Here is a 20,323-nt window from a genome sequence, read left to right as displayed (position 1 = left end):
CGCCTCACGCGGCCAGTGGCAGGATGCGGGGGCCGCGCAGGATCATGTTGTCGCCCCAGGCGATCGGGGCGTCGGCGAAGCGCAGGGTGGGGAAGCGGTCGAGCAGGTGGACGAGGCCGATCTGCGCCTCGATGCGGGCGAGCTGGGCGCCGAGGCAGTAGTGCAGGCCGTGGCCGAACGAGAGCGGGCGCGCCTCGGGTCGGTCGAGGTCGAGGCGATCGGGATCGGCGAAGCGCGCCGGGTCGCGATTGCCCGCGCCGAGCACGAGCACGATCTGCTCGCCGCGCCGCAAGCGGCGGCCGTGCAGCTCCCGCTCCTCGACCACCAGGCGGGTGGTGAGCTGCACCGGGCTGTCGAAGCGCACCAGCTCCTCGACGGCGGCCGGCATGTGCGCCGGGTCGCGGCGCAGGCGCGCCAACTGGTCGGGGTGGCGCAGCAGGGCGATGACGCCGTTGCCGATGAGGTTGGTGGTGGTCTCGTTGCCGGCGACCAGCAGCAGGACGCAGGTGGCGAACAGCTCGCGCTCGCTCAGCCGGTCGCCCGCCTCCTCGGCGGCGACCAGCGCCGAGAGCAGATCGTCGCACGGCTGGCGGCGGCGCGCCGCGATCTGTTCGCCGAGCCACGCGCGCATCTCGGACAGCGCCTGCCAGGCGCGGCGGCGGTCGGCGCGGTTGCCCTCGCCGAGCAGGCGGATGGACTCGTTCGACCAGTGGCGGAAGCGCTCGCGGTCGGCGACCGCGACGCCCAGCATCTCGCCGATGATCACCACCGGCAGCGGCGACGCGAACGCCTGCATGAGGTCGAAGGCGTCGTGGCCGGCGAGGCCGTCGAGCAGCTCGACCACCACGGCCTCGATGCGCGGCCGCAGGCGTTCGACCGCGCGCGGCGTGAACGCCTTGGAGACCAGGGTGCGCAGGCGGGTGTGGTCGGGCGGGTCGATGCGCAGCATCGAGATGACGCCGTCGGCGTAGGGATCGGGCAGCCCGGCGCGGACATCGCGGGCGCTCATCCGCTGGTAGCGCACCCAGTTGCGCTCGTCGGAGGAGAAGGCGCGATCGGCGAGGATGCCGACGATGTCGTCGTAGCGGGTCAGCACCCAGCCGCTGGCGCCGAAGCTGCGGTGCACCGGATCGCGCTCGCGCAGGCGGCGGTAGTACGGGTAGGGATCGACCCGCAGCTCAGGGCGCAGCGGGTTGAACAGCGTGCCGGTCGCCACCCGCTCGACGGCGGCTCGGGCCATCAGCTCGATCGCGAGGGTGATGTCGTCGACGATCTCGCGCGCCCGCATGCGGCGTTCCTCCCTGCGCTGCCGTTGAGCAACGGCCGTGCCCGCGCCGCCGTCGCGTCGAGGCGCGGCGGCCCGGCCGTCGCCGCAGCTCTAGCACTGCGGGCGCCGCATGCGGAGCGCGGCGCGGGTCAGCCGGTCCGCGCTCCCGATCCAGCAGTCCGTCGAAAAACAGGCGGCGTCGCGAGGGCGAGGGATCGTGCGCCAGATCGAGGCGCCGAATCGGAGGCAAACCGGTCGGTTGTGTCGAGGATTCGGCAACGAAGAGCTGGCGCACGAGGCCCGCCCGCAGTAGCCGAACTGTCTTTCAACGGGCTGCTGACTAGGCGGCGGCGGATGTGGGCAGCTCGGCAGGCTCGGCGCTGGACTCCTCGCCGGTTACCCAGGCGTGGATGTCGTCGGCCAGGCGCGGGCCGGCGGTGAGCAGGGTGGCGATGCCGTGCGCGGCGAGCTGCGCGGCTTCCGGCGGCGCGGCGCCGGCGTCGACGACGCCGACCACCCGCAGGCGGCGGCTCTCGCTCATCTGCCGCAGGGCCGCGAGCTCGCCCCACAGCGTCGGACCGGAGAGATCGACCACCAGGTGGGACGGACCGTAGAGCCGGGCCATCAGCGGCAGTTGGCAGAAGCCGGCGGTGATGCGGAACAGGTGCCAGTCGGCGTCGCTGGCGGCCGTGGCGACCGCCTCGGCCGCGTCGCCGTCGGCGCGGCCGACGAGCAGGACCCGCGGCCGCGGCGCCTCGGCCACGGCCGGCGCGACGGCGGTGGTCGCCGAGCGGAAGACCAAGCGGCAGACGCGGCGGTACGAATCGAGCAGGGCATCCTCGAGCGAGCGGATGGAGCCGTCGCTGCACAGGTTGTAGCGCGCCCCCGAGGCGGCGTGGGTGAGCGTCTCCTGGAGCTGTCGCGCGACCTGCGCCACCAACTCGGGGTACGAACGCGACCCGTCGGCGCCGGCGCTGGCGCCGGCGCTGGTCTCCGCCTCCTCGACGTGCACGCCCTCGAGACCGGCGCGCAGGGTCTCGAAGATCGCGTCGAGCGCCGCGCGCCGGGCGCCGGCGATGTGCGGCGCCGCGGCCGCCGCCGGTTCCGCCGCGAGCTCGTCGTCGAGCTCGTCGTCGGGGTCCGTCCACGCCGCGACCGCCGCGGCGGCGGGCTCGGTGGCAGCCTCGGTGGTGGGGGCGGCCGGCACCACTTCGACGGCGGGTTCCGGGACTGCCAGCGGGGCCGCCGCGGCGGGCGCCGGCACGGCGCCCGCGCCCAGGGCGAGGACGTCCTCGATGACCTCGTGCACCTGCTCGGGGGTGAACGGTTTGGTGAGGTAGGCGACGACGTTGTCGATGTCCTGGTACGCCTGGCGGATCTCGGCGCCGCGCGCCGACACCAGCACCACCGGCACGGCGCGGGCGCGCTCGCTGGCGAGCAGGGTGCGACAGACCTCGGTGCCGCGCATGTCGGGGAGGATGAAGTCGAGCAGGATCATCGCCGGCGGCGCCAGCTCCGCCTGCTCGATCGCTTCGCCCCCGGTACAGGCGAAGTCGACCGCGTACGGCGTCGGCGCCAGGATGAGTTGCAGCGCCGTGCGGATGGTGGCGCTGTCGTCGACCACGAGAATGCGAACCTGTTCGTCCATGGCTTCGCTCCTTGAAGGCGTCTCGATCACTGCCCGGCGCGGCGCCGGCGAACCGGGCGAGCTTCGAACGCGGCGATGACCGCGGCGGCGGTGCTGTCGCCGCTGCCGCGATGCGCCTCTACCCCGCCGGGGGTGAAGGCAATCTCGTGACAGCGCGCGGCGAGCACCTGCGCCAGCACCGGACGCCCATGTTCGCCGCCGCTGCGCACCGCCATCAGACGGCCGGCGGCGATCTCGAGCGCCACCGGCGCGCCATCGCAACGACAGGTGAGCACGCCGCTGCGGCCCTCGGCGGCGAGGCGCATCAACAGGGGCAGCAACCCCGACCCGTCGCCGGCGCCGCCCGGCAGCGCGGCGAGCACGGCGCGGGCGCCGGCGGCGGCGCGGGCGCGGCCGCTGCGGCCGCACAGCGAGGCGAAGGTGCGCAGCGCCGCCGGATCCGGCGTCCGGCGGATCTCCTCCCACAGCGTCGCCAGCTTGTGCTGGCGCTGGCAGACGGCGCGGGCGCGGCGCTGCGAGGAGAGAATGTCGTCGCGCCGTCGGGCGTCGAGGATGCGGGCGGGGTCGAGCACCACCAGCATGCGGCCGTCGAGCTCGAGCAGGTGGCCGACCGGCAGGCCGTCGTCGCGGCGCACGGCGCTGGCCACCGGCGGGTGGCCGCCGAGATCGAGGGTGCGCAGGCCGACGCAGTGGTCGACCGGCAGGGCGAGCAGGGCGGGCCCCGAGCGGAGGACGACGAAGGCGTCGCGGGTCGCCGTGCCGAGCAGCCCGTCGAGGCCGATGGCCTGCCGCAGGTCGACGATCAGCGCCGGCTCGTCGCGGTGGACGATGAACGCCTGGCGCTGGCCGCTGTCGGTGCGGGTCGCCTGCACCGCGGTCGCGGCGGTCGGGTAGACCGCTTCCACCCATCCGGCCTGGATGCCGAACAGGCCGCGGTCCACCGCGCAGACCAGGACGCGGGCATTGGCATCGGCAGCGGGCGCGCCGCCGGTGATGAGGGGGCTGTCGAGCATCGTCGCGGATCCTCCAGTCGAGCGCGACGTCACAGCAGCCGTCATGCCACGGCGATGGGCGCATGATGGGAGACCTGCGCGATGGCGCCAACGACCAGGTCGTCGAAGAATCGCTGCGCCGTGGGCAGTTTCTCGACGGCGCATGGCATCCGCCATGCGCCGCGGGCGCGATGTCCGCGTGGTCGCGCGCCGAGCGCGTCGCCGGCGACGTCGGCGTTCCGCTGCGACGCGGAGCGGCGTTCCGCCGGGCGCGGATCACCGCGACAGCGCGCGGGAGAGCGCCCAGAGCTGCGGGGCGTGGTCGATATCGGCCTGATTCACCCGCGTGGTCCGGCCATCGTCGATGCGCACCTGAATCTGGCGAAATTCGCCCATGGGATCCATCGATTCGCCGACGAGGAGGATGTATTCGCCGGGCGCGAGCGCCAGGGGATCGTCGGTGTCGTTGGGCAGCTCCTCCAGCCAGTGACCGCTCCGATCATAGAGGAACACCGGCGGGTACTTCTCCGGTTCCTCGTCCCCAGGTTCGCCGAAGTGCTGGGTCGCGACCGACAAATACCCTTGCGGTCCAACGGTCGGCGTTGGCCGCACCACCTGCGGCCCGATCTCCGCGTCGGCGTTCATCCAGTAGATGTTGCGCGGCGCGCAGCCGGTGGCGCACAGCAGGGCGGCGCACGCGCCCAGGACGGACAACGGGCGCACGACGACACACGAGTAGCGAGTCATCTCCAGTCCCTTTCCCGACCGCGGCTCCCGGCTCGGGGCGCCGGTCGGTGTCTGCGGTTGTGAGGAGCGCTACGTCTCGCTGCCGTCCGCCAGCCAGCGAGCCAGCGTCTGGCGCGAGATGCCCAGTTTCTCGGCGGCCAGCATCTTGTTGCCGCCGCACAGCTCGAGCACGCCGCGGACGTAGCGTTGTTCGAGATCTTCGATCGCGAGAATGTCGTCCATCGTCTGCGGCTGCACGGCCAGCGACGACAGCCTGCTCCGCTGCAGGGCGCGCAGATGCTCGACCCCGATCGGGTCGGCGTCCGCCATCAACGCCGCCTCGGCGATCACCGCCTTGAGCTCGCGGACGTTGCCCGGCCAGTGATGGCCGCGCAGCAGGCGCGCGGCCTCCGGCGTGAAGGTGCCCAGGTCCTTGCGGTACTGGCGAGCATAGGAGCCGAGGAAGTGCTGGGCCAGCAGCAGCACGTCGTCGCCGCGTTCGCGCAGCGGCGGCAGGGTGATGGTCACGCCGGCGAGCCGGAAGTACAGGTCGCGCCGGAACTGCGGGCCGCTGTCGAGGCGCTGGTGGGTGGCGGCGACCATGCGGCAGTCGACCGTGTGCAGGGCGGTGCCGCCGACCCGGCGGAACTCGCGCCGTTCCACGAAGCGGAGCAGCTTCGCCTGCGCCGGGGCGGGAAGATCGCCGATCTCATCGAGGAACAGCGTGCCCTCGTCCGCCAGCTCGACGAGGCCGCGCTTCTGCTCGCGCGCGTCGGAGAAGGCGCCGCGCTCGTGGCCGAAGAGCTCGCTCTCGACCAGCGACTCCGGAATCGCGGAGCAGTTGAGGTCGATGAACGGGCCGCCGGCGCGCGCGGATTCGCGATGGAGGGCGCGCGCCACCAGTTCCTTGCCGGTGCCCGTCTCGCCCAGGATGAGCACTACCGGAACCGGCTGGGAGGCGATCCGGCGCACCAGCTCCATCACCGCGCCCATCGCCGGCGCGGCGAAGATCAGCTCCGAGCTCCGCCCGCTGAGATACGCCACCTGCCGCTCGAGCTCGTCGGTGCGCAGGGCGTTCTTCACCGACGCGATGATCTCCTCGAGATCGAACGGCTTGCGGATGAAGTCGTAGGCGCCCGAGCGGAGCGCCTGGATGGCGCTGTCGACGTCGCCATGGGCGGTGATGACGATCGCCTTCAGCCCCGGTATCCGGCGCCGCGCCTCCGCCAGCACCGTCAGCCCGTCGACGTCGCCGAGACGCAGGTCGATCAGGGCGCAGTCCGGCGGGTCGGCGGCAATCGCGGCGAGGGCCTCGGCGCCATTGGCGGCGACCTGCACGGCGTATCCCGCCCCGTCCAGCGCCATCCGCAGCGAGCGCCGGATGAGCTCTTCGTCGTCGACGACCAGCACCGATCGCCTCATGGGCGCTCCGACCGGGGCAGCGTGACGCGGAATTCGGTGCCGCCAGCCGCGCGCGCGCGCACGTCGATCCGTCCGCGATGCTCGTGGACGATGTTGCGGCTGATGGCGAGCCCGAGCCCGTTGCCCTGGGGCTTGGTGGTGAAAAAGGGATGGAAGAGGCGCTCCCGGTGATGCGGCGCGATGCCGCTCCCGCGATCGCGGACCACCAACGCGAGATCGTCGTTCGGCGGCGCCTCGAGAGCCACGTCGACCGGCGCGCCCGGCGGCGAGGCTTCGCAGGCATTGACCAGCAGATTGACGAGCACCTGCTCGATGAGCTCGGGGTCCATCGTCCACTCGATGCGCGATTCCATGCCGTAGGTGCGCACGATCGACCCGCCGACGCGCGTTCCCGCCTGCACGCTCGACACCGCGCGCTGCACGACGGCCGCGACCGAGACGCGCTGCATGTGCGGCTCGAGTGGCCGGGCGTAGGACATCAGGCGACGAACCGTGGTCGCGACCCGTCCCAGCATCCGCTCCATGTCGACCAACTCGCGGTTGAGCCGGTCCGGCGGGAGTGGCGCGCGGCGCAGGGCCTGCAGCATGCTGGTCACGCCGGTGATCGGGTTCAGGGTCTCGTGCGCGAGCTCGGAGGCGATCTCGCCCAGCTCGGACAGCTTCTCCGCCTGCTGCAGCGCCCGCTCTTGCTGACGCACGTGCTCGAGCAGGGCGTTGACGTGCGCCTCGATCGTCCGCACCTCGTCACCCTCGATGGCGACGCCTTCGCCGATCTCGGTGGCCCCGAGGCGGAAGACCAAGCGGAGCAGGGGCCGCGACGCCGAGCGGGCGAGCGCCACCGCCAACGCCAGCGAGCACAGCCCGCCGATGCCAGTCAGCCAGAGCATCGCTCGGCGCGCGCGTTCCACCTCGTCCTGCGCCACCGCGCGCCGCTCGCGCATGTCGGCGGCCGCGAGGGCGAACACCTGTTGGCCGCTCTTCAGCAACGCCTCGACGTCGCCAGCCATGGTGGTGAAGCGCTGCCGCGCCTGGTCGGTCAGCCCGGCCCGTTCGAGCCGCACGATGTCGTCGGACGCCGCGGTATAGGAGGCGAACCGACGCCGCATCTCGTCGAGCAGGCTGCGCTCCGTATCGGTGCGCACGAAGCCGCCCATGGCATCGATCCAGTCGCTGAACTCCTGGCGATGCGGGCGCAGCGAGGCGAGCAGCCGCTCGTCGCCGGAGACCAGGTAGTCGGCGAGGAAGCTCTTCTCGCGCACCACGGTTTCCAGGCGCGCGGTGAGATCGAGCCCCTGTGCGCTCCGATCGGCGAGGTGCTCGGCCGCGCGGTCGGCCTCCTGCAATGAGCGGAGGCTCCACCACGTGGACGCGAGCGCCGCGACCACGACGACCGCGCAGGCGAGCAACAGGCGTTGAGCGAGTCGTGTCTTCACTGCCCGGTGCCACGATACGTTCGTCGCGGTGGGCACGCAACGCGGCGAGGGCAGCACATTCGCGCTGAGCGCCATTGTCGACCTGATGACCACGGTTCCCTCCCTTGCAGGATGCGTGCACAACCCGCCGCCGGCGCGCGCGCCGCGGCTCGGGTCGACGGGGGCCCGCGCCGTGCTCCATTCTGGACCCGCGTGGTGAAATCTGGACCGCGACCCCGGGGCGGCCGCCGCGGCGACCGGCCCGGCGCCCTGGCGCGGCGAACGGTATCGATCCTGCTTTGCCGCCGGCCCACGGAGATCTCCCCGTCACCAGCGCCCAGGGTCCGTTCATGCAGATGGTCGTCCTCATCTTCCGCAAGTCCCTCGAGCACGACGTCCTCGCCGTGCTGCGCGCCTGCGAGGTGCACAGCTTCACGCGGGTCCCGGAGGTGTGGGGCGCGGGCGAGACCGGCGTCGCCCTCCACACGTTCGCCCGACCGGGCTTCAACGCCATGGCGCTGGTCGCCCTGGCCGAGCCCGAGGTCGCGCGCATCGTCGCCGCCCTGCGCCGTTTCCGCGACCGCGCGGCGGCGCAACAGGAGGGCGCGAAGGTTCCGCTGCACGTCTTCCTGCTGCCCTGCGAGCAGGTGCTCTGATGCCCGGGTTCGCCCTCCGCAACCCCCACACCATCATCGTCGCCGCGTTGATCGTCGCCGTGCTCGGCGTGACCGCGTTCGCGCGCATGCCGGTCGACGTGTTCCCCGACCTCAAGATGCCGGCCGTCGTCGTCGCGACCTTCTATCCCGGCATGCCGCCGTTGGAGATCGAGCGCGACATCACCACCCGCTTCGAGCGCTTCTTCACGCTGGGTCCCGACATCGAGCACATCGAATCGCGCTCCCTGCCCGGGGTGAGCATCATCCGCGTCTTCTTCCATCCCGACACCAACGTCGACACCGCCGCCGCCTCGCTCGCCAATCTGGCGATGGCCGATCTGCGCCATCTGCCACCGGGCACGCTTCCGCCCCTGGTGCTCAAGTCCGACGCCTCGTCGCTCCCGGTGACGCTGGTGACGGTCGCCGGTCAGGGGTTCTCGGAAGCGCAGCTCCGCGATCAGGCGCAGTACAACGTGCGCAACCAGCTCGCGACCGTCGCCGGCGCGTCGGTTCCGCCTCCGTTCGGCGGCAAGTACCGCCAGATCATGGTGTATTCGGATCGGAAGGCGCTGGAGGCCCGCGGCTTGACGCTGATGGACGTCGTCCACTCCTTGAACGACGCCAACCTGATCATTCCGGCGGGCGACGCGAAGATCGGCTCGCTCGACTACTTCGTCGACTCGAACAGCCTGATCGAGAATCCCTCGAGCATCGACGGCGTGCCGATCCGCGTCGCCGACGGCCAGGCGCCGGTGTTCGTCGGCGACGTGGGACATGCCGAGGATGCCGCGCAGATCCAGCAGAACGTCGTCCGCATCGACGGCGCGCGCTCGGTCTACATTCCGGTCCTCAAGCAGGGGGCCGCGAACACCATCGCGGTGGTGGACGGCGTGCGCCGCCTGCTGCCGAAGGTCGTCGGGCTGCCCGAGGGGATGCGGATGCAGGCGATCTTCGATCAGTCCGCCTACATCCGCGAGGCCATCGACGGCCTGAAGCACGAAGCGGGGTCGGCCGCCGTGCTCGCCTCGCTCGTCATCCTGCTCTTCCTCGGCAACTTCAAGTCGACGCTGGCGATCTTCATTTCGATTCCGCTGTCGGTCCTGGCGGCGGCGTTCGGGCTGTTTCTCAACGGCTCGACGACCAACGTGATGACGCTCGGCGGGTTCGCCCTGGCCATCGGCCGTCTGGTCGACGACTCGGTGGTCGTGTTGGAGAACATCAGCCGCCACCTCGCCGCCGGCAAGAGCCCGTCGGCGGCGGCGCGCGACGGCGCCGAGGAGGTCGCCCTGCCGGTCCTCGCCTCGACGCTGACGACGGTGATCGTCTTCTTCCCCGTGATGTTCCTGTTCGGCGTCGCGAAGTACCTGTTCCAGGCGCTGTCGCTGGCCGTGGTGCTGGCGATGGCGGCCTCCTACGTCGTCGCCATGACCGTCATCCCCATCTTCTGCGCGCGCTTCCTGAGCAACGCGGAGGCGCGGGCCGAGGTGGCGGGCACGGGGCACGGCCGCCTCGCCTGGTTCGGACGCGCGTACGAACGCCTCGCGGATCGCTACGAGCGGGTCCTCGCCGCGGCGCTCGACCACAAGCGGATCGTCATCAGCTCCATGACCGCGCTCTTCCTGCTCGCCGTGCTCGGCGCCACCCGGCTCGGCACCGAGCTGTTCCCGCGCACCGATGCCGGCCAGTTCATCATCCACCTGCGCACCCCGCCCGGATCGCGGATCGAGGTGACGGAAGACCTGGCGGCGCAGGTCGAGCAGGTCGTGCGCGATCTGATTCCGCCGCACGACCTGAGCATGGTGGTGTCGAACCTCGGTCTCGCCCCGGGGTTTTCCGCGATCTATTCCCCCAACGCCGCCAGCGACTCTGGATTCGTGATGGTCAGCCTGACGCCGGACCACGCGGGCTCCACCTGGCAGTACGTCCGCACGCTGCGGGAGGCGCTGCCGACGCGCGTGCCCCAGGTGCAGGCCTTCTTCGAGTCGGGCAGCATCATCGACGCGGTGCTCAACTTCGGGCTCGCGGCGCCGATCGACGTCCAACTCAGCGGTCCGGACTACGACGTGCTCCACGCGGCGGCGCAGCAGGTCGCCGGCGTGGCGCGACGTCTGCCCGAGGTCGCCGATGCCTTCATCCCGCAGGAGGCCGCGTATCCCTCGCTCCGGGTCGACGTGGATCGGGTCCGGGCGGCGCGACTGGGTCTGACCCAACGCGACGTGATCACCAACCTCATCACGGCCCTGACGTCGAACCAGATGATCGCGCCGTCGATCTGGATCGATCCCAAGAACGGCAACGACTACTTCCTCACCGCCCAGTATGCGGAGCAGGACATCAACTCGCTGGACACGCTGTTGAACATCCCGGTACGCGGCGACCGCGGGGCGGAAGACCATGCCGACGCCGTCCTGCTGCGCAACGTCGCGAGCATCGCCCACGACACCCAGCCGGCCGAGGCGGCGCACTACGACATCCAGCGCGTCGTCGACGTGTTGGTCGCCCCGCGCGGCGAGGACCTCGGCGGCGCCCAGGCCGCCATCGCGCACGCCCTCGCGGGGATGACGCTGCCGCCGGACGTCAAGATCACGTACCGGGGGTCGGTGTCCGCCATGGAGGCGTCCTTTCGCAGCTTCGGCTTCGGTCTCGGCATGGCGGTGCTGCTGCTCTACCTCGTCATGGTGGCGCAGTTCCGGTCGTTCCTCGACCCGTTCATCATCATGTTCTCGGTGCCGATGGGGCTCATCGGCGTCGTGGCGGTGCTGCTCGCCACCGGGACGACGCTGAACATCGAGTCGTTCATGGGCACCATCGTGATGGTCGGCATCGTCGTGTCGAACTCGATCCTCCTCGTCGACTTCACCAATCGCCGCCGCCGGGACGGTCTGCCCCTGCGGCAGGCGGTGGTCGAGGCCTCGCGGGTGCGCATGCGGCCCATCCTGATGACCGCCCTGGCCAGCGTCGTCGGGCTCCTGCCCATCGCCCTCAGTCTGGGCTCGGGATCCGAAGCCTCCGCCCCCCTCGCGCGCGCCGCCGCCGGCGGCCTCGCGGTCTCGACCGTGCTGACCCTCCTGCTCGTCCCCGCCGTGTACGAGCTGCTCTACGGCGCGCGTCGGGAGACATCGCCATGAGGCGCCTCGCCATCGCATCCGTGCTCGCCGCCGGCCTCGTCGCCGTCGGCCTCCGCTTCGCCGGCCTCGGCGCCGAAGCCGCCAATCCGATCACCGAGCCGCCGCCGCTCGCGGTCGCGGCCGTGCGGCCGCAGCGCGCCGATGCGGTGCGCGCCATCTCCCTGCCGGGCGACATCATCGGTCGCTCGGAAGCCGATCTCTACGCCAAGGTCACGGGCTATCTCGTCCACATCGACGTCGACAAGGGCGACTGGGTCACCAAGGGCCAGGTGCTGGCCGAGATCGAGGTGCCGGAGCTCGAGCAGCGCCTGCGGCGCGCGCGCGCCAGCCTCGAGGTGCGCCGGGTCACGTACGACCGCCTCCGGCGCGTGTGGGAAACCGATCCGCGCCTGCTGGCGCGCGAGGACGTGGACGTCGCCCTCGGCGAGCTCCAGCAAGCCAAGGCGGCGGTCGAGGAGCTCGAGGCGCGCGTCGGCTACACGAAGATCGTCGCGCCGTTCGCCGGCGTGATCACGGCGCGCTACGTGGACGCCGGTGCCCTGATCGAGGCCAACGGGCATGCGAACGGCAGCGGCACCCCGGCCGAGCAGCGGCAGCGATCGGGTCCGCTGCCGGTGGTCAGCATGGCGGACATCGATCGCCTGCGGGTCTACGTCTACGTCCCCGAGGAGGAGGCTGCCCTGATCCGCCGCGGCCAACCGGCAACGGTCCAGCTCAAGGAGCTCCCCGGACGCGCCTTCACCGGCGAGGTCGTGCGCTTCGCCAATTCGCTCGACCTGGCGACGCGCACCATGTTGACCGAAGTCGATCTCGACAACCACGGCCACGAGCTCTACCCGGGCATGTACGCCGACGTGACGCTCGAGCTGGCGCGTCACCCGAACGCCCTGCGCGTTCCCGCGACGGCGGTGGGCGCGAGCGATGACGGTCCCTTCGTCTACCTCGTTCGCGACGGCGTCCTGGAGCGGGCCGCCGTCGCGACCGGCATCGCAACCGGCGAGTGGGTGGAGATCGCATCCGGCCTGGACGGCAGCGAATCGGTGGTCGCCAACATCAGCCCCACGTTGTCGCCCGGCGCGAAGGTGCGCGCCGTGATCGCCGACCAGGCGCCGCGCGCCGCGGCACAGGGGTGACGGTCATGGGCTGCGGACTTCGCCGCGTCGCGTGGATGGTGGCGATCGTGCTGAGCTGCTCTCGATCCCGCGTCCAGGGCGCCATGCCGGACGACCCGATCGCGGCCGGCGAGGCGTTGACGATCGAACGCGCGATCGACATCGCGCTCCACTATCACCCCGCCCGCCAGGCGGCCGCGGCGATCGCCGGCGCCAGCACGGAGCGGGTCGGCGAGGCGCGGGCGGCGCTGCTGCCCCAGGTGTTGGGGGTGGCGGAATACCTCCGCGCCACCGACAACGGCATCGGCAACACCACGTACATCAACGCCGGCGACTTCCCGCGCGAGCCGAGCACCGGCCGCCACGTCAACCAGCTCACGGAGACGTTCAACAACTACCTCGCCGGTCTCGGGGTCGATCAGTATCTCTTCGACGCCGGGCGCACGCGCGGCCTCATCGACCAGCGCCGCGCCGAGGCCGACGCGGACGCCGCGCGCCTGCAACTGGTGCGGCTCGACCTCGCATTCGGTGTGTCCCAGGCCTACTACGACCTGGTCGCGGCGCGTCAGATCGTGCGCGTGTTCGAGAAGGCGATCGATCAGCGCGAGGAGGACGTCCACGACGCCGAGATCAAAGCCAAGGCCGGCCTGAAACCGGAAATCGACGTGGTGACGGCGCAGGCGGCCCTGGCCCGCGCGCGGCGCCAGCTCGTCGACGCCCGGAATGCCGCCGCCACGGCCAAGCTCGGCCTCGACAACGCGATGGGGCTCGGCGGCTCGGCGCCCGACTACACGCAGGCGACCGCGCTGTCGTATTCCGCGGTCCCCGGCGTGGTCGACCCGTTCGTCGCGCACGCGCTCGACCAGCGACCGGACCTGAAGATGCTGCTCGACAAGGTGCGCGCGGCGGGCGCCGAGATCGCGCAGTATCGCAGCGATTACTGGCCGCGCGTCGATGCCGCCGCCGGCTACAATCTGCGCGGCCAGAACGACACGCCGGGCAACAACTACTACGCCGGCCTCGTCATCACCTGGCCGCTCTTCGACGGCTTCCAGACCGACCACGAGGTCACCGAGGCCCGGCTGCGCCAGGAGGCGATCGAGCACGACATCCAGGCCCTGCGCCAGCTCATCATCCTGCAGGTGAAGCGGTCGTTTCTCGATTGGCAGGCATCCGTGGAGCGGGTGCATCAAGCCGAGCAGACGCTCGATGCGTCGCGTGTGGAGCTGGAATTGGCCAGCGAGCGCTACCGCGCCGGGCTCGGCACGATCATCGAGCTGACCGACGCCGAACAACGCCTCACCGAGGACGAGGCGCAGCGCGTGAAGGCGCTGGCGAGCTTCTCGGTCGCCAAGGCGGCGCTCGATCGCGATGCCGCCTTCGACCCAACGGCCGCGTCGACTCCCGCGAAGGGGTAGCCGGGCCGAGAGCGCGCTCCGCCGACGGCGCGCGCACCACCAGTGACGCGCCACGCCGCACGCGTGGCAGGCGGACGTCGGGGTCCGCTCACACCGCCATGACGACACTCGACCAGCGCGCGCAGCCACCGTCGCCCTATGTTGCCCACCGCCTCGCGGCCCGTCCGCTGGCGATCGTCGGGGTGTGTCTGCTGACGATCGCCGCCCTGCACCGCGCGGCGGTCGCCGAGGACCTCGGCGACCTCCTGGTGCGGAAGGGCATCATCACCCAACAGGAGCTCGACGCGCTGCGTGAGGAACAGCAGGCCGGCGGCGCCCTGCCGTCGCCGACGGCGTCGCGGTCCGCTCGCGCGCCAACGCCGGTGTTCACCGCCACGCCGCTTCCCGTCCCGTCGCCGGCGACCGGCGACCTCGACACGCTGGTCAAGAACGCGGTGCAGAACGAGCTGCCCGCCTGGATGCGGCACTTCTCGCTCTCGACGCTGATCTACATGAACTGGGCGTACTACGTGAACACCGGCTACGGCCCCCAGCTCCTCACCCAGCTCACGCCGCCCGGGCCCGGCAACGACGGGTTCAATTCCTTCGACATCACCCGCACGTACATCAATCTCTTCTGGTACCCGAGCGATCGCTTCACGATTCGGGTGACGCCGAACATCTACCGCCAGATCTCGCCCACCGAGGTCACCAACACCTCCCGCAGCTCCCAGGTGGCGACCAACCTCAACGGCGATCTCTCGTTCCGCCTCAAGTACGGCTTCCTCCAGATCAACGACGTCTTCCGCGACCTGCGTGGTCTTCACGACGTGCCGGGGTTCACCGACACGAACGTGAAGATCGGTCAGATCGAGAATCCGCTGATCCCCTGGGAGGAGGACATGTACGGCTATCGCTTCGTCAATCTGGTGCCGTTGAACTTCCTCGCCTACTCGTCGAGCGACCTCGGCATCGCGGTCACCGGGCCCGTGACCTACGACGGCACGCGCGTCGCGGACTACTGGTTCGGCTACTACAACGGCTCTTCCTTTCACTCGGCCGAGCTCAACGAGAACCGGTCGCCGCAGGGGCGGATCAGCGTCTACCCGTTCGCGCAGCATCCGGGATGGGAGCGCCTCGGTGGAACGTTCTTCATGAGCTACGGCTACAGCAACGTCGCCCCGGACACGCCGGACGCCGTCATCCGCCGCATGGCGGCGCTCGTCCACTACAACGGCCGGCGCGGCGCCATCGCCTTCGAATACGACCGCACGTACAACCAGAACTCCTTCTACAACTTCTTCACCGGCGCGGCCCCGCCGCAGAAGCTCGGCGACGAGACCAATCCGCTCTTCACCCTGTACAATCAGATCCTCAGCCCGACGGCGGTGGGCGAGGGGTACAACGTCTTCGGTCACGTGAACCTGGGCGACTGGCCGCTCAGCGCCTTCGGGATGTGGCAGCGGTGGTATCCGAACCTGGCCTACAATCCCGACCCGCTCGACTTCGACCGCCTCGTCGGCGGCGTCGCCTGGCAGCCCCTGTCCTGGATGCGTCTCGCCGTCGACAGCCAGAACATCATGTACGTCCACTCCGGACCAACGGTGCCGCAGGACACCCATGCCATCTTCACGAATCTCGAGCTCAGCTATTAGCCTTGATGCGACGACAACACTTCACCACGGAGACACGGAGACACGGACGAACCGGGACAAGAGGGGTTCGGGAGCGAGATCGCCAACGCCATCGGCAATGGCCATGGGGATCGCATCCACCCGCCATTCCGACGCTGCCCTCTCCGTGTCTCCGTGCCTCCGTGTGAAGGTGTCGTGTCGTATCGAGGTTGGCCGTCTCGTTCGCCGATTCGCGCGCCGGCGTGGAATGGCCGCGTCGTGGGCGGCTTCGCCACCGCCGCGCCGACCGTCAGCGCCGGCCGAAGAAGTCGTTGCCCTTGTCGTCGACGACGATGAAGGCCGGGAAGTCCTGGACCTCGATCCTCCAGATCGCTTCCATGCCCAGCTCGGGGTATTCGAGCACCTCGACCTTGCGGATGTTCTCCTGCGCCAGCACCGCCGCCGGGCCGCCGATCGAGCCGAGGTAGAAGCCGCCGTGCTCCTTGCACGCCCTGGTCACCGCGGCCGAGCGGTTGCCCTTGGCGAGGGTGATCAGGCTGCCGCCGTGGCGCATGAAGAGATCGACGTACGAGTCCATGCGGCCGGCGGTGGTGGGGCCGAACGATCCCGAGGCGTAGCCCTGCGGCGTCTTGGCCGGGCCGGCGTAGTAGATCGGGTGCTGCTTGACGTAGGCGGGGAGATCCTCGCCGCGGTCGAGGCGTTCCTTCAGCTTGGCATGGGCGATGTCGCGGGCGACGATCATCGGCCCGCTGAGCGCCAGGCGGGTCTTGATCGGGTACTTCGACAGCTCGGCGCGGATCTCCGCCATCGGTCGGTTGAGGTCGATCGCGACCACGTCGCCGCCCAGCTTCCGCGCGTCGACGTCCGGCAGGTACTGCGCCGGGTTGGTCTCGAGCTGCTCGAGGAAGATGCCGTCGGCGGTGATCTTCGCTTTCGCCTGGCGGTCGGCGGAGCAGGAGACGCCGATGCCGACCGGGCAACTGGCGCCGTGGCGCGGCAGGCGGACGACGCGCACGTCGTGGCAGAAGTACTTGCCGCCGAACTGGGCGCCGATGCCGGTGTCCCGCGCCAGGCGCAGCACCTCGGCCTCGAGCGCGACGTCGCGGATGGCGTGTCCGAGCGGAGTGCCCTGGGTCGGCAGGTCGTCGAGGAAGCGACAGCTCGCCAGCTTGACGGTCTTCAGCGTCAGCTCCGCCGAGAGACCGCCGACGACGATGGCGAGATGGTACGGCGGGCAGGCCGCGGTGCCGAGCATCTGCAGCTTGTCGGCGACGAAGGCGAGCAGCGCCTGCGGGTTGAGCAGCGCCTTGGTCTCCTGGAAGAGGAAGGTCTTGTTGGCCGAGCCGCCGCCCTTGGTGACGAAGAGGAAGTGGTAGGCGTCGCCGGGGACGGCGTAGAGCTCGATCTGCGCCGGCAGGTTGGTGCCGGTGTTGACCTCGTCGTACATCGTGAGCGGCGCCAACTGCGAGTAGCGCAGGTTGGTGCCGACGTAGGTGTCGTAGATGCCGCGCGCCAGCGCGCGCTCGTCGTCGTCGCCGCTGACCCACACGCGCTGGCCCTTCTTGCCGATGACGATCGCGGTGCCGGTGTCCTGGCACGACGGCAGCACCATGCCGGCGGCGATGTTGGCGTTCTTCAGCATGTTCAGGGCGACGAAGCGGTCGTTGGGCGATGCCTCGGGATCGTCGAGGATCGTCCGCAGTTGCTGCAGGTGCCCGGGGCGGAAGAGGTGCGAGACGTCGCGCACCGCCGCCGCCGCCAACGCCGTCAGGCCGGCGGCCGGCACGACGAGCAGGGGCTCGCCGCGGAAGCGGTCGATCCCCACCTCGCCGGGGAGCCGGCGGTAGGGCGTCGCGTCCTCGCCATGCGGAAACATCTCCTGGAACTGGAACTCGGGCACGGGCGGACTCCTACGATGAATGGGCGGCGCGGCGGAGCCGGACGGTCAGCGCAGCTTGGCGGGGATCTGCTGCTGCACCATCTGCAGGCTGCGGCCGGCGCTGCGGTGGTCGGGTTTGATCTCGAGCGTGCGCCGGAACTCGACGGCGGCGTCGTCGAAGCGGCCGACCTTGGCGAGGGCGACGCCGAGATTGTTGTGGGCGGCGGGCGAGTCGGGGACCACCTGGGTGGCGCGGGTCAGCCACTCGACGCCTTCGTCGTTGCGGTCGAGTTGCAGCAGGGCGGTGCCGAGGTTGATCAACAGCTCGCCGTTGTCCGGATTCTCGCCGGCGGCGCGGATCATGATCGGCACCGCGTCGGCCCACTTCGCCTGCTTGAAGAGCAGCAGGCCGAGGCGCAGCCGCGCCTGCCGGTCGCCGTCGTCGGCGGCGAGCGCCTCCTGGTAGCGGGCGCCGGCGCCGGCGAAGTCGTTCTCGTCCTCGAGCCGCATGCCCTCCGCGGCGAGGGCGCTGGGCGGGCCGAGCGGCGCCGCCGGAACGATGGCCGCCGGCGGGTGGGGACGGGCGCGCAGGAACAGGCCGCCGCCGACGGCGGCGGCGACGACGACGAGGGCGAGGGAGATGACGAGCGGTCGCGGCTTCACGTCACCGATTCAAACCATAACCGGCCGGCGATCGCCACGCGACGGTCGGGGACGGCCTCGGGGTCAGTCCGCATTGCGGTCCAGGAACGCCGCCAGCGGGGCGACGACGTGATTGGTGCCGTCGTCCTCGGCGGTGACGATGTCGACGTGCGCGTAGCCTTCGCTGATGTAGACCTCGAAGCCGCCGGCGACGCCGCCGAAGGTGGGGAAGGCGGGGTTCGGCTCGGTCGCGGAGATGACGCGCGGCGCGCCCGCGCAGGTGGGCGCCGCGCAGGGCGCGATGCTCTGCGCGAAGCCGAGGTAGCTGGCGGGGATCGGGGTCAGGCCGTTGCTGCCGCCGAAGGCGATGACCGGGATGTCGATCGCCGCCGCCTGGGTGAGGTTCTCGATGTCGCGGCGGCCGCGCCCGATCGACAGCGCGCTCGAGTCGAGGTTGATCGCCTGCGTGCACTGACTGTCGCTGCCGCAGTCGGCGCCGACGTTGCCCGCGGTGCAGCGACCGCCGGCGCAGACGCCGGGGGCGGTCGTCGTGCTGAGCCCCGACGACGGATAGTACCAGTCGGTGAAGTTGCTGCCGCCGGCATAGAAGGTCGGCATCATGCGGTCGAAGCGCGTCGGCTCGACCTCGCGGCCCCAGACCCGGGCAGGCAGGTCGGTCGGCGGTGGGCCGTTGTCGACCAGCGCGTTGGCGGAGAGCGGACCGTCCTCGACGGCGTGCCAGGTGGCCAGGCCGTCGACCACCGGCCCGGGCTCGCCGAGCGAGGTGGCGACGAAGAAGGCGAACTGGGAGACGAAGCCGTCGTCGTCGAGGAAGCTGCCGATGCCGCTCTCCACGGTGCCGACCGGCAGCACCGACAGGGTGGCGAGGTCGGGCACCTTCTTGATCGCGGTGTTGTCCGGATCGCCGCCCTGCGGCACCGACAGCAGCGCCTGGCCGGTATTGGGGTCGGTGATCCCCTGGATGCCGACCACCTCGACGCTGGCGAGGATGCGCGGGTTGAGCAGGCCGGCGACCACCGAGTAGGCGGTGGCCGGCGGCGTGCACTTGGCCGGCGTCTGGCCGGCGCAGTCGACCGCCTCGCTGGCGACGGCGCACGGGGTGGTGCCGTCGACGCAGCGCGGCGCGTTGTCGCGCACGGCGCCGAACAGGCCGCCGTCGGCGCGGGCGATGATCCGATCCAGCGCGTCGTCGGTGAGCGGCGCGCCGCCGGTCGACCCGCCGCCGCCCTCGAGCAGCACCAGGCCGCGCAGGCGCTCGTAGCCGGGCTGCGGCGGGCCGCTGCCGTCGAGGTCGAAGTCGGTGGCCGCATAGCGGGCGGTGAAGCCGGTGCCGGCGGAGTGGCCGCCGAGGAAGACGTTGGCATGGCGCGCCGCGGCGCGCGCGGCGCTGACGATGGCGTCGATGTCGCGCGAGAAGACCAGGCCGGTCCAGTTGGCCATGAACGGCACGTCGTCCTGGGTGTTGTAGAACACCGCCCGCCGGCCGAGCGGCGCCAGCGCCGGGCTGAGCGGCAGGCCGAGCTCGCCGCCGTAGAGCCAGTCGAGGGCGACGGTGCCGTCGGCGAGCGTCTCCGCGATGTCGAGCCCGGCGGTGTCCTCGAGCTGGTTGCTGCGCCGGTCGTACGCCCACACCTCGACCACCAACTGGGTCTCGCGGCGGGCGCGCCGCAGGAGGTTCTCGGCGAGGATCTTGAAGGTGTTGGCGCCGCCCTCGAAGCCGGGGACGAGGACGAGGATCGCGTCCGGCCGATCGCCGGCATCGTCGAAGTGGAAGCGGGTGTAACGGGCGAAGTTGAGGTCGGCGTCCGGCCCGAACTGCGCCAGCAGCTTGGCGTTGCTCACCACCACGCCGGGGCTGCCGGGGGTGTCGGCCGGCGCGGCGGCGCTGGCGATGTCGATGGTCGCGAAGCGGACCGCTGGCGGCGCCGGGCACGACCCGAGGGCGGTGGCGACGCCGGCCATCAGCTCATCGATCGTGACCTGCTCGTCGCCGTTGGCGTCGAAGGTGCTGCACCGGCCAGTCTCCGCCTCCAGCGCCAGGCCGACGCCGCGGATCAGCTCGTCGACGGTGACGACGCCATCCCCATTGCAGTCGCCGGGACAGGCGCGGGCAGCGGTGGCGGCGAGTCCCAGGCCGGTGATGGCAGCAATCAGAGCGATGAGCATACGGCGCATGACGTTCCCCCTTGGATGGTCCGGTCATTCAACCCGTTGGCGGCAGCATTGCCAACCCGGCGCGCGCGCCGCGGGCAATTTCTTGTCTGGTACCGGAATCCACTTCCCGTATCATTCCCAGCCGTGAATTCCCGCCGACGCCGACACCGTACCGCGTCACACGGCATCTCACTGGCATGTGGATTGGTACGTCCGGGGGAGCGATGACGGAG

The 20,323-nt window shown here is 71.1% G+C and carries 13 protein-coding genes and 1 pseudogene; 5 read left to right on the top strand and 9 right to left on the bottom strand.

Features of this window, described 5'->3' with window-relative positions; all coding sequences use genetic code 11:
- Window positions 1-4: 4 nt before the first annotated feature.
- The 6 genes and pseudogenes from KF840_19135 to KF840_19110 form a co-directional block, all read right to left on the bottom strand.
- A complete protein-coding gene (locus KF840_19135; GenBank protein MBX3027026.1) occupies window positions 5-1,240 on the bottom strand; it encodes a cytochrome P450 in 1,236 nt (411 codons plus the stop codon).
- Window positions 1,241-2,645: 1,405 nt separating this feature from the next.
- Window positions 2,646-2,915 (bottom strand): annotated as a pseudogene (locus KF840_19130) (response regulator).
- Window positions 2,916-2,941: 26 nt separating this feature from the next.
- Window positions 2,942-3,928 (bottom strand): chemotaxis protein CheW, encoded by a 987-nt coding sequence (locus KF840_19125; protein ID MBX3027025.1) that lies wholly within the window; start codon window positions 3,926-3,928, stop codon window positions 2,942-2,944.
- A gap of 255 nt (window positions 3,929-4,183) precedes the next feature.
- Window positions 4,184-4,654, bottom strand: a complete 471-nt coding sequence (locus tag KF840_19120) for a hypothetical protein (protein ID MBX3027024.1) — start codon at window positions 4,652-4,654, stop codon at window positions 4,184-4,186.
- A 69-nt stretch (window positions 4,655-4,723) separates the two neighbouring features.
- Complete coding sequence (locus tag KF840_19115) at window positions 4,724-6,055, bottom strand: sigma-54-dependent Fis family transcriptional regulator (protein ID MBX3027023.1); 1,332 nt, start codon at window positions 6,053-6,055, stop codon at window positions 4,724-4,726.
- Complete coding sequence (locus KF840_19110; protein MBX3027022.1) at window positions 6,052-7,563, bottom strand: MCP four helix bundle domain-containing protein; 1,512 nt, start codon at window positions 7,561-7,563, stop codon at window positions 6,052-6,054. The genes KF840_19115 and KF840_19110 overlap by 4 nt, the downstream gene beginning before the upstream one ends.
- Before the next feature lie 254 nt (window positions 7,564-7,817).
- Between KF840_19110 and KF840_19105 the strand changes: the two genes are divergently transcribed.
- The 5 genes from KF840_19105 (at window position 7,818) to KF840_19085 (ending at window position 15,415) form a co-directional block, all read left to right on the top strand.
- On the top strand, window positions 7,818-8,123 hold the full coding sequence (locus tag KF840_19105; GenBank protein ID MBX3027021.1) for a hypothetical protein: 306 nt from the start codon (window positions 7,818-7,820) through the stop codon (window positions 8,121-8,123).
- Window positions 8,123-11,251 (top strand): efflux RND transporter permease subunit, encoded by a 3,129-nt coding sequence (locus tag KF840_19100; GenBank protein ID MBX3027020.1) that lies wholly within the window; start codon window positions 8,123-8,125, stop codon window positions 11,249-11,251. Before KF840_19105 ends, KF840_19100 begins: the two co-directional genes overlap by 1 nt.
- Window positions 11,248-12,384: an efflux RND transporter periplasmic adaptor subunit gene (locus KF840_19095; GenBank protein ID MBX3027019.1), complete on the top strand. Its 1,137-nt coding sequence runs from the start codon at window positions 11,248-11,250 to the stop codon at window positions 12,382-12,384. Before KF840_19100 ends, KF840_19095 begins: the two co-directional genes overlap by 4 nt.
- A 5-nt stretch (window positions 12,385-12,389) precedes the next feature.
- Window positions 12,390-13,781 carry a TolC family protein gene (locus KF840_19090; protein ID MBX3027018.1) on the top strand — a complete coding sequence of 464 codons (1,392 nt, stop codon included), beginning with the start codon at window positions 12,390-12,392 and terminating at the stop codon, window positions 13,779-13,781.
- 98 nt (window positions 13,782-13,879) lie between these two features.
- Window positions 13,880-15,415, top strand: a complete 1,536-nt coding sequence (locus KF840_19085) for a hypothetical protein (protein ID MBX3027017.1) — start codon at window positions 13,880-13,882, stop codon at window positions 15,413-15,415.
- A 268-nt stretch (window positions 15,416-15,683) separates the two neighbouring features.
- Here the strand turns inward: KF840_19085 and KF840_19080 are convergent, their stop codons facing one another.
- The 3 genes from KF840_19080 to KF840_19070 form a co-directional block, all read right to left on the bottom strand.
- Window positions 15,684-17,270, bottom strand: coding sequence for a fumarate hydratase (locus KF840_19080; GenBank protein ID MBX3027016.1), 1,587 nt, complete (start codon window positions 17,268-17,270; stop codon window positions 15,684-15,686).
- A gap of 69 nt (window positions 17,271-17,339) precedes the next feature.
- The gene (locus KF840_19075; GenBank protein MBX3027015.1) at window positions 17,340-17,936 is read right to left on the bottom strand and encodes a tetratricopeptide repeat protein; all 597 of its coding nucleotides are present in this window, start codon (window positions 17,934-17,936) and stop codon (window positions 17,340-17,342) included.
- A gap of 63 nt (window positions 17,937-17,999) precedes the next feature.
- Window positions 18,000-20,111, bottom strand: a complete 2,112-nt coding sequence (locus KF840_19070) for a hypothetical protein (protein MBX3027014.1) — start codon at window positions 20,109-20,111, stop codon at window positions 18,000-18,002.
- Window positions 20,112-20,323: the final 212 nt, after the last annotated feature.

This window comes from bacterium, assembly GCA_019637795.1.
Taxonomy (GTDB): Bacteria; Desulfobacterota; Binatia; order HRBIN30; family CADEER01; genus JAHBUY01.
Note: the sequence above shows the minus strand (reverse complement) of the source record. Positions and strands in the feature narration are given on the sequence as shown.

Coding starts and splice junctions, on each gene's coding strand:
- KF840_19110 (MBX3027022.1), bottom strand. CDS start 7,563: ATGGCGCTCAGCGCGAATGTGCTGCCCTCGCCGCGTTGCGTGCCCACC.
- KF840_19085 (MBX3027017.1), top strand. CDS start 13,880: ATGACGACACTCGACCAGCGCGCGCAGCCACCGTCGCCCTATGTTGCC.
- KF840_19090 (MBX3027018.1), top strand. CDS start 12,390: ATGGGCTGCGGACTTCGCCGCGTCGCGTGGATGGTGGCGATCGTGCTG.
- KF840_19115 (MBX3027023.1), bottom strand. CDS start 6,055: ATGAGGCGATCGGTGCTGGTCGTCGACGACGAAGAGCTCATCCGGCGC.
- KF840_19070 (MBX3027014.1), bottom strand. CDS start 20,111: ATGCGCCGTATGCTCATCGCTCTGATTGCTGCCATCACCGGCCTGGGA.
- KF840_19135 (MBX3027026.1), bottom strand. CDS start 1,240: ATGGCCCGAGCCGCCGTCGAGCGGGTGGCGACCGGCACGCTGTTCAAC.
- KF840_19125 (MBX3027025.1), bottom strand. CDS start 3,928: ATGCTCGACAGCCCCCTCATCACCGGCGGCGCGCCCGCTGCCGATGCC.
- KF840_19105 (MBX3027021.1), top strand. CDS start 7,818: ATGCAGATGGTCGTCCTCATCTTCCGCAAGTCCCTCGAGCACGACGTC.
- KF840_19120 (MBX3027024.1), bottom strand. CDS start 4,654: ATGACTCGCTACTCGTGTGTCGTCGTGCGCCCGTTGTCCGTCCTGGGC.
- KF840_19095 (MBX3027019.1), top strand. CDS start 11,248: ATGAGGCGCCTCGCCATCGCATCCGTGCTCGCCGCCGGCCTCGTCGCC.
- KF840_19100 (MBX3027020.1), top strand. CDS start 8,123: ATGCCCGGGTTCGCCCTCCGCAACCCCCACACCATCATCGTCGCCGCG.
- KF840_19080 (MBX3027016.1), bottom strand. CDS start 17,270: ATGTTTCCGCATGGCGAGGACGCGACGCCCTACCGCCGGCTCCCCGGC.